Origin of the sequence: Pseudomonas mosselii (genome assembly GCF_003205295.1) — a bacterium.
Taxonomy (GTDB): Bacteria; Pseudomonadota; Gammaproteobacteria; order Pseudomonadales; family Pseudomonadaceae; genus Aquipseudomonas; species Aquipseudomonas mosselii_B.
This window is the reverse complement of the sequence record NZ_QJRP01000004.1, coordinates 309,726-318,059: the sequence shown is the minus strand read 5'-3', so window position 1 is coordinate 318,059 and position 8,334 is coordinate 309,726. Positions and strand designations below refer to the sequence as shown.

At 63.5% G+C, this 8,334-nt stretch carries 6 protein-coding genes and 1 rRNA gene; 1 reads left to right on the top strand and 6 read right to left on the bottom strand.

Annotated features, from left to right (window positions below; translation table 11 throughout):
* The first annotated feature begins 7 nt into the window (after nucleotides 1-7).
* Nucleotides 8-123: ribosomal RNA gene (gene rrf, locus DMX06_RS06245) — 5S ribosomal RNA — on the top strand.
* Nucleotides 124-485: 362 nt separating this feature from the next.
* Here rrf and DMX06_RS06240 read toward each other — a convergent pair.
* The 6 genes from DMX06_RS06240 to DMX06_RS06215 all read right to left on the bottom strand — a co-directional run bounded on the left by DMX06_RS06240 (nucleotide 486) and on the right by DMX06_RS06215 (nucleotide 8,068).
* Nucleotides 486-953 (bottom strand): SRPBCC family protein, encoded by a 468-nt coding sequence (locus DMX06_RS06240; protein WP_110735630.1) that lies wholly within the window; start codon nucleotides 951-953, stop codon nucleotides 486-488.
* Between the two features lie 31 nt (nucleotides 954-984).
* Nucleotides 985-4,416 (bottom strand): amino acid adenylation domain-containing protein, encoded by a 3,432-nt coding sequence (locus DMX06_RS06235; RefSeq protein ID WP_110735628.1) that lies wholly within the window; start codon nucleotides 4,414-4,416, stop codon nucleotides 985-987.
* Nucleotides 4,417-4,426: 10 nt separating this feature from the next.
* Nucleotides 4,427-5,356: a diiron oxygenase gene (locus DMX06_RS06230; protein WP_110735625.1), complete on the bottom strand. Its 930-nt coding sequence runs from the start codon at nucleotides 5,354-5,356 to the stop codon at nucleotides 4,427-4,429.
* Entirely contained in the window at nucleotides 5,353-6,129 is a 777-nt protein-coding gene (locus DMX06_RS06225; protein ID WP_110735623.1) for a DUF3050 domain-containing protein, read from the bottom strand. Before DMX06_RS06225 ends, DMX06_RS06230 begins: the two co-directional genes overlap by 4 nt.
* 601 nt (nucleotides 6,130-6,730) lie before the next feature.
* A complete protein-coding gene (locus tag DMX06_RS06220) occupies nucleotides 6,731-7,297 on the bottom strand; it encodes a hypothetical protein (protein WP_146232187.1) in 567 nt (188 codons plus the stop codon).
* Between the two features lie 78 nt (nucleotides 7,298-7,375).
* On the bottom strand, nucleotides 7,376-8,068 hold the full coding sequence (locus DMX06_RS06215) for a GntR family transcriptional regulator (protein ID WP_110735619.1): 693 nt from the start codon (nucleotides 8,066-8,068) through the stop codon (nucleotides 7,376-7,378).
* Between the last annotated feature and the right edge of the window lie 266 nt (nucleotides 8,069-8,334).

Sequence of the window (8,334 nt, the reverse complement as noted above, 5' to 3'; positions counted from 1 at the left end):
AGAATTTCTTGACGACCATAGAGCATTGGAACCACCTGATCCCATCCCGAACTCAGCAGTGAAACGATGCATCGCCGATGGTAGTGTGGGGTTTCCCCATGTGAGAGTAGGTCATCGTCAAGATTCAATTCCGAAGCCCCTGATCGCGATGCGGTCGGGGGCTTTGTCTTTTCAGGGTATCAATGCGTGTGATTGGTGTATGAGACAGCTCAGCTCCTTGGACTGGGCTGTCTCGCAGGGAACAAAGTTGTAAGCATCAGCAGCGTGGGAGCGGGCTAGCCCCGCGATCACCGGCGAAGCCGGTGCCATACACCGCATCGCGGGGCTAGCCCGCTCCCTCGCTGCTGATGCTTGAAGCCTGTACCCTGCGCGAAAGCGCAGCCCGAACAGTTATCCCCCGACCCCTGATATCCAAGACAAAAAAAGGCCGCTCCCGGTTGGGAGCGGCCTTTTTGCTGTCGGGGCATACGCCCCTGCCAGTGATATCAGCTCAACAGATTACGCACATTCCCCATCGCTTCATCTGCAAAGCCCTGCAGGAACGCCTGGAAGCCCGGCAGCGCCTCAGGACCACCTTCCCAGGGCTCGGCCTGGATGGTCCAAGTCGCACGGCTGTGGCTGGCATCGATCGCCTGCACTTCCATGGCAGCCCACAGGTTACCGATATTCAGGCTGGTGTAGATCAGGCTCCAGGTCATGTGCATGGCCTGCTCGTCGCGACTGTTCAACTGCTCGATCACCACGTTGCCATCCTTGAACAGCTTCTTGCGCACCGAGCGCACGCCACTGCCGGTCATCTCGATATGCGCCAGCGCAGGGATGAACACCGGGAAGCCGGCGAAGTTGCCGACGATGTTCCACACGCTGGTAGCCGGTGCGGCGATCTCGACGCTGGAAACCACCAGGCAGCCTTGCGGGTTGCGGATCAGGGTGTCGGGTTTGAGTGCTTGCATGGGATGTTGCTCCTGTTGTGAATTGAAGGGATCAGATAAAGCCGATGTCGGCCAGGTAGCGGCAGCCGCGGCTGAGTAGCGCCGGGTCCTTGCTCGGGTAACGGGTGCCCATGCGCTGCACGCCGGCACGGGCGTTGTCGTGGGCGATGCCGGAGATGTCACCGATGTCTTCCTCGAAGCCGTCCAGGTAGAAGCCCAGGACGTCGTACAGCGCGTTGTCGCGGTCGACCCGGGCCAACTGGCGCTGCCACTGCTCGACGCTGACCAGCTCGAAGGCGTGGCCCTGTGCATGGAACGACGCCAGGTAGTCACGCCAGCGCAGCGGTTCGGGGTTGTGCAGGTTGAACACGCATTGGCCAGCCTGGTGGCGGCTGCTGTGGAAGGCGATGAAACGGGACAGGAAGTCCACTGGCATGAGGTCGAAGTCGATCTCCAGTCCCGGCACCTGGCCCAGTTGCAGCGAGCCCTTGAGCATCAGCATCAGCCGGTTGCGCTGGGGCTGGCAGGCGCCCGTGCGGCTGTCGAAGGTGATGTTGCCCGGGCGGAACAGGTTGACCCACACGCCCTGCTCGCGGGCGCGGCTGAGGATGCGCTCGCCGACCCATTTGCTCAGGTTGTAGCCATTGCGGATGTAGATCGGCGGGGTATTGGCCGGGTCGCTCTCCAGCACGCGGCCGTCGCTGTCCACCGCGCTGCATGCGGACAGGGTCGAGACGAAGTTGAAGATCTTCTTGCGTCGGCCTTCGCACAGCCGCAGGCACTCGAACAACGGCTCGATGTTGTCGGCGGCCAGCACCTCGTAGTCGAGTACATGGTTGACCTGCGCGGCGTTGTGCAGCAGGGCGCCATAGTTGTTGTCCAGGTCGTCGTAATCGGCCTGGGACAAGCCCAGCAGCGGCTTGCGCAGGTCCGCCTCGAATACCCGCACGCGGCTCAGGTCCAGGGCGATATGGTTGTCCTGCAGGGCCTGGGAGAAGCGCTCCCCGGCGGACTGGCCGTTGGCGCGGCGTACAAGGCAGGCAACCTCGCTCGCGCCCCATTCCAGCAGCGCTTCGACCAGATGCACGCCAAGGAAGCTGTTGGCCCCGGTGACGATCACCTTGTGCACATCGCCCAGACGCTCCATCGGCAGCACCTGCAGGCCGAGACCGCGGTTGGCGTCCTGTTCCAGGCGCTCCAGGGAGGTCTGCAGCGCATCATCGTTGCCGTCGAGCAGCGCGCCCAGGCGCTGCAGGGTCGGCTGCTCGATGAAACGGTTGATGGCCACACCCTGTCCGAAGTGTTCCCGGATCTCCAGCAACAGGCGCGACAGCAGGATCGAGTGCCCGCCCAGGTTGAAGAAGCTGTCGTCCATGGAGATGTCGGTTGGCGGCAGTTCCAGCAATTCGCTCCACAGCAGCAACAGGCGCTTCTCGGTCTCGGTCTCAGGCGCGATGCGCACGTGCGTCGGCAGGCTCAGTGGCCGCGCCGACAACGCCTGGCGGTCCACCTTGCCGTTGGCCGTATAGGGCATGTGCTCCAGCACCTGATAGAACATCGGGCGCATGTAGTCGGGCAGGTGCCGCTCGGCATGATCGCGCAGCAAGGTTTGCGCATCGGTCCGCTGCGGATGGGCGAGGAAGGCCAGGATCCGGCGCTGCGCGTCGATCACCACCGCTATCTGGGCGAACAGGTGGCTGTCGCGCAGGCAGTGCTCGATCTCTTCGGGTTCGACCCGGAAGCCTCGGATCTTCACCTGGTTGTCACGCCGTCCGCACAGCTCGATGCCTTGCGCGGTCCACTTGCCGATGTCTCCGGTGCGATAGGCACGCAGCGTGTGGCCGGTAGGCAGGCCCAATTCGACAAAGCGTTCGGCGGTCAGTGCCGGCTTGTTCAGATAGCCCAGGCCGACCCCGGGCCCGGCGATATACAGTTCGCCCGGGGTCTGCTCCGGTACCGGTCGCAGATCCTGGTCGAGTATCAGCACCTGGGTGTTGGCGATCGGCAGGCCCAGGTTGCGGTTGCTGTCACCGCTGGCGAACACCCGGGTGGTCGCCAGCACGGTGGTTTCTGTCGGCCCATAGATATTGTGCATCCGGCACTGACCGGCCAGGCGAGCGATGACTTCCGGCTCACAGACGTCGCCGCCGGTGATCAGGTGGCGCAGGCCGAGGTGGAGATCGCGGGGCAAGATGCTCAGCAAGGCCGGTGGCAGGAACGCATGGCTGACTTCCTGGCTGTGGATAAGTTGTACCAGTTGCTGCGGATCACGGCGCTGGTCTTCGCTGGGCAGCACCAGTTCGGCACCGCAGGCGAAGGTCGGCAGGATGTCCAGTAGCGAAGCGTCGAAGCCGATGGTGGAGAACTGCAGTACTCGGCTGTGTCCGTCCAGGGCCACATGCTCGCGATACCAGGCCATGAAGTGCGCCAGGTTGCACTGGCTGAGCAGCACGCCCTTGGGCTGGCCGGTGGTGCCGGAGGTGTAGATCGCCACGCAGGCCTGCCCGGCGCCTGCCTGGCGCAGTGCCAGGCCAGGCAACGGCATGCCCGGCGTGGTTGCGAGACTGCGAACATCCACATGGGGGATATCCACAGGCACATGCCCGTCATGCAGCACGACGCATGCACCCGCATCCTCGAGGATCGACTGGCGTCGTTCGGCCGGTGTGGTCGGGTCCAGGGGCAGGTAGATGGCCGCACAGCCCAGCACCGCCAGCAGGCTGGCATAAAGGTCGGGCGCCTTGTCCATGCACACGGCGACCACCGGCGGCTGTTCACCGGGCTCGGGCAGTAACGGCGCAAGGGCTTGCTGGATGACGACGGTGCGGGCATGCAACTGGCGATAGGTGGAGCGCTGGCCGGCCTGGTTCAGGGCGGAGCATTCGGCATGCAGGCGCAAGCTGTGCTCAAGTGTTTCGACCAGACCCGTTTCGGCCTTCTCCAACAGGTCGGCGCGCAACGTGCGGTTGAACGGGTGGCGGTAGGCCAGCGCCTCCAGCCAATCCAGGCCGTGCTCGCGCTCCTGGTCACCGGGGCTTATCGCTGGCGCTTCCTGCAGATGCGCCGGATTGCGCGCATAACGGGTGACCTGCAGGGCCAGTTGATCACACAGGGCCTGCAGAGCGTCTTCACGCAACTGCTGGCCGTTGCCGGAGCCTGGCGCGTGGATTGTCGCTCGCTGGATCAGCCGCTGGGCGCTGGCACTGCCGCACCAGCACAGGGCTTCCAGTTGCGGCAGTGGCTCGGCGAAGCTGGCGCCCAGGCGCAGCCTGAGCAGCGGTGTGCCACCCAGGTGCTGCCAGTCGCTGCTTCCCAGGGCCAGGCTGCCGTCTTCCACCACCAGGTCCGGCCGGGCCGACAGCTGCTGGCGCAAGGCTTGCGCGCTGTCGGCGGTGGCCGAGCCATGGCCGTGCTCGTCAAGCAGGCGGGCGAATGCCTCCAGGGTGGGGCTGATGCCCACCAGGAGTATGTCGAGGCGTCTCATGTCCAGGTCCTCAGGGCAGGTAATCGCGCAGGGCGTCTTGCACGCAGGGCGACTCGAGCATCGAGCTGCTGCGGAAGAAACGCAGGATGTTGCCCAGCAGCGGATGCTGGTGATTGATCGGGTAGGCCAGGCCTTGCGCTTCCTCACGCAAGGCCTGGCGCACCGTTTCGCTTACCGGCAAGGCGGCGATCAGGGCGCAGTCGAAAGCCTGCTGGATATCGCTGGTCAGGTACTGACGCAGGAACAGCGACAGCACCTTGGCGATCGCCTGGCGATCCGCCTCCGGCGCGGTGTGCCAGTAGATGCGCGTCAGTCGCGCCCAGAAGCTTGAATGACGGCCTTCGTCCAGCAGGTGATCGGCCATCAGTCCCTTCACCGAGGGCTTGACCGAGTCGTCCTTGGCAAAGGCCGCGACATCGTCGGTCAGGGTGTTCTCGGCGATGCCCACGCAGATCAGCTCCAGCGCATCGCGCAGGCCCTCAGGCACCTGCTCCAGCACGGCCGGAATGGCGCGGCTGAGTTCGATCTCCTGGGGCAGGGCGATCGGCTCGATGCCGGTCAAGGCGATGGTCTGCTGCAGGAAGTCCATCGCCACAAGGGCGTGATAGTCCTCATCCACCACCACGGTCATCGCGTCGTAGCGGCAGGCGAACGGGAAGCGCACGGCAAAGCGGTCCTTGGCGATGCGCCGGGCGGTGCGGTCGACGATCTCGGTCTCGAAGATCACCACATCGTTGATGAACTTGTAGAGACTTTGCACCAGCACGAAATCACGCAGCTGCGGACATTCGCGCTGGAACGTCGCGCCGAGCACCAGGGGCTGGCGGCTCAGGGGGTAGATCAGTCGCTGGTCATCCTCCACCAGGCGCCGGGGCCGGGTACGGATGGTCGCCCGAGCCTCCCAGGCCTCGGCAAAGGAGCGGTACTCGAGGGCATTCATGGGGTGACCTCGGCGACAGGCGCCTGCAGCGAGGCACGCAGACGGTCCCACAGCGCCATGCGGCTGTCCACCGCGGCGATGGCGGCCACGTAGACGTCTTCCTGGCGCAGAGGGTCGTGGTCGACCAGGCGAGCGAGCAACTGTTCGGCGGCAGGCCCGTGGTCTTCGGAGTCCACCTCGATGTGGCGCTGCAGGTAGTAACGGAAGGTCGGAGCCTGCTCGGTGCCGATACCCCACTCGTCGAGGATCTGCTGGAACATCGCCGGGATCACGCTTTCCCGGCCGTGCAGGAAGGCGGCTGCAACCCGGTGGGCCGGTGCGTCGAGGGCCACCTCGAGGGTGTCGCGGACGAATCGCTGGGCGGCTTCACTGGCGCCGCAACGCTGCAGGGCTTCGATGGCCGTGATGCCTTGCTGTTGCAGGCTGATGAAGCGATCGATGGCCTGGGTGCTGGCGCCGACCTCGCGCATGGCATCCAGGTACAGCTCGAAATGGCTGTAGTGGCCGTGGTCGAGGCGGTCATCCGATTCTTCGCCCAATACGATCTCGTTGATCAGGCGCGCCGCAGCGGGGTCTGCCGGCGGTAGCCAGGGCAGGCTGACACAGGTCAGTTCCTGTTGCAGGCGCTTGGTCAGCGACATGAAGTCCCAGACCGCGAAGACATGGGTTTCCATGAATCGACGCAGTGTCTGAAGCGAGTCGATCTCGGAAAAGAGTGGGTGCAGGGAAAGTGCGTGTTTCTTGTCGGAAAGTGTGCGCTTCAATGTGCTCATGATGAGTTCCGTTATGGCGTGTGTTCAGGGATTGGGTCGCGCTGAAAGTTGCTCGATATATAAATTCAAGACGAAGGGGTACCTCGAATGAAATTTCGATTTCGAACAACCGGCAGAGGCCGGCAGGGCTTGATTGGCAAGGCGTCCACGGTGATGCCTGGCCGCCCGTGGCTGGCGATATAAAAGTTAGAACAACTTCAAAGTTCGCCGCAATTGTTTTTTTGATTATTTTATATTAGGACTTTTCTTGAAATATAAGTGCCCGAATAAAACTTTGAGTAAGCTTTATTTTGGCAATATGTGCTCCTTCCGATAATTAACGATCAGAAAAATAGACACAGAGTGAATGCCTCACTCGGAGCACTGATGAACGGAGATGGGGAGAATGACTATTGGAGGGCGGCTGATCGCGTGCGGTCCTTGCCCCGGTACCAGATTCCTTCTGCAGGTGAATGAGGAGGCAGGCGGCCAGGCCCACGTCTGACGATCAGCGGCCGCTGCGGGGAGTAGAGTGTGCCCAAAATGCTGGCACTGCCATGGCCTGCGACGGACCGGGCAGTGGAAATACCCTGATCAGCGTGTGGATGGCAGGAGGGGAGGGTTAGTAGCTGAGCAGCCCGAGGTGGCTGTTGAAGATGCGCACCAGACGCTGGTTGAGCAGCGAGGCATCGACCGATTGCCCCGGCAATTCAATCAGCTCCAGCTCCCGCCGCACCAGGCTGTGCCAACCAAGCATCGCCGCCAGGGAGCCTGGCGGGTAGAGCACGGTCATCGGCACATGCAACGGCAGGTTAGTGGTACTGAACTGCGGGCTGTCACAGCTTGAAACAAACAAATGACGGGTCTGTCCCGGACAAGTCTCCTGCACCTGCTGGATCAAGGCCAGGGCGATATGCGCGCCCAGACCTTGGGCGAACATGGCGTGGGGTTGTACGAGATAGGGCTGAAGCTGCTCGCGCAGGACCTGGGTCAGGCGCCCGGCCACGGGCAGTGCGGCGGACTGCTCCAGGTCTGCGATGGAAGGGACATCGACCGCGACCAGCTCGATAGGGTCGCTGAGGGTCCTTGCCCAGGTGCGGTACTGGGCAAGTTGTTGCCGGGTGCTGGCCAGGCAGATCAGGCGGATCCTGGACGGCTGGTCGGGCGTGGTTTCCTGTCGCGTCTGCACGTGCACTGCCGTTCCTTGTGGCGGATCGTGTCTGCGCAGCGACGTGGTCGCTGAGGTCGGCTGCGCGGTTGAGCAGGATCAGTTGCCCGATTGCCTGTCGAGGTAGCTCCTGATGGTGCGCGCGGCATGGTTCAGGTGCTCTTCCAGGAGCTCGATGGCTTCGTCCACCAGTTTGTCGCTGGCGGCGTCGACCAGGGCGATGTGATCGTCCTGGGTAAGCTTGCCCAGTCCCATCGAGGACAGGTGGAAACGCAGGAAGCGTTCCTCCTCGTTGAGCTCGATCTCGATCATGCGCAGCAGTTTCTGGTTCTGCGCCTTGCTGTAGAGGGCCATGTGGAACAGGCGGTTGAGCCGGCCGATCTCGGCGTGGCGGGTTTCATTTTCCAGCTGGCGGATGTATGCCCTGGCCTGGGCGATGTCGTCGGCATCGAGCAAGGGTATCGACTGGCGCAGCGCCTCGGTCTCGAGCAGCACGCGCAGGGCGTAGGTGTCGACGGCGTCCTCGCCGATCAGCGGCGCCACCACCGCACCTTTGTGCATCACCACCTGCAGCAGGGACTGGGCCTCGAGCTGGCGCAGCGCCTCGCGCACGGGCATGCGGCTGACACCGAACAGGGTCGCCAGCTCTTGCTGGCGCACGGCGGTACCCGGTGGCAGGCGGCCGTCGAGGATGGCACTGCGCAGGCGCTCTTCGATGACACCGCGGGCCAGGTGCGGCGGCACCTGCTCGCTGCCCAGCACGGTGCTCAGGAGTTTGGGTTTCTCAGCCACGCGGGGTTCGCCTCGGCAACATGAAAATTGGATCCAATAACCCTAGTGAGGGAAGGGGGCGCTTGTCAAACGGATTGATCAAGCGGGTGCGCCATGGCGCACTCACGAAACGCGGCTATCGTGAAGCAAGTTGTCGGCATTGGGAAGATGGCCAAGGTCGCCAGCCCTTGTACGAAGCGGGTTTGCCGACAGTTGGCAGCACGGGCACCCGGTGCCATTGTCTTTTGCCGCGCCAGCCCGCACCATCGCTGCTTTCGACTGATCTG

Coding starts and splice junctions, on each gene's coding strand:
- DMX06_RS06240 (WP_110735630.1), bottom strand. CDS start 953: ATGCAAGCACTCAAACCCGACACCCTGATCCGCAACCCGCAAGGCTGC.
- DMX06_RS06235 (WP_110735628.1), bottom strand. CDS start 4,416: ATGAGACGCCTCGACATACTCCTGGTGGGCATCAGCCCCACCCTGGAG.
- DMX06_RS06230 (WP_110735625.1), bottom strand. CDS start 5,356: ATGAATGCCCTCGAGTACCGCTCCTTTGCCGAGGCCTGGGAGGCTCGG.
- DMX06_RS06225 (WP_110735623.1), bottom strand. CDS start 6,129: ATGAGCACATTGAAGCGCACACTTTCCGACAAGAAACACGCACTTTCC.